The following is a 508-nucleotide window of genomic DNA, read 5'->3' on the forward strand; positions in this document are numbered from 1 at the left end:
TGGCATCGCCCGCCTGGCCAAGCACGCCGGTCAGTCGTGTCTTCTGCTCACGCTTTCCCATGCGGCAACTGAGTGCCTTCCTTCCCTGGAGCATGGATACCCAGGGCCTGGCGGCGATGCGTCGCGTCGCGCCTGAGCACGCGGGTGCGGCAGGAATCGACAGCTCATGAGACGCTACTGCGGACGCGACTTCGGCGCCGATGACCTGCTGGCCGTAACGCAGCTGATCGCGCAAAACCCGGCCGCCAACCGTGCTGAACTCTCGCGCCAGCTGTGCGTGTTGCTCGATTGGTTCAAACCCAATGGTGGTTTGAAGGACATGAGCTGCCGGGTGGCCATGCTGCGCATGCAGGCCGATGGACTGATCACCTTGCCGCCATCCCAATTGCGGCCTCGTCGTCGCCCCGAATTCGTCGCTACCGCCGCCACCGATGCGCAGCCGCTCCTGGCGCAACCCGTCCATGAGCTGGCGCCACTGTGCTTGCGCCAGGTCGCAGGGCCGGCGAAC

General features: G+C 65.7%; 1 pseudogene. It reads left to right on the top strand.

From position 1 onward, the window contains the following. Positions 1 to 166: 166 nt before the first annotated feature. Positions 167 to 508: pseudogene (locus tag CAPSK01_RS15460) on the top strand (hypothetical protein); the annotation flags it as partial.

Source organism: Candidatus Accumulibacter vicinus (assembly GCF_000584955.1).
Taxonomy (GTDB): Bacteria; Pseudomonadota; Gammaproteobacteria; order Burkholderiales; family Rhodocyclaceae; genus Accumulibacter; species Accumulibacter vicinus.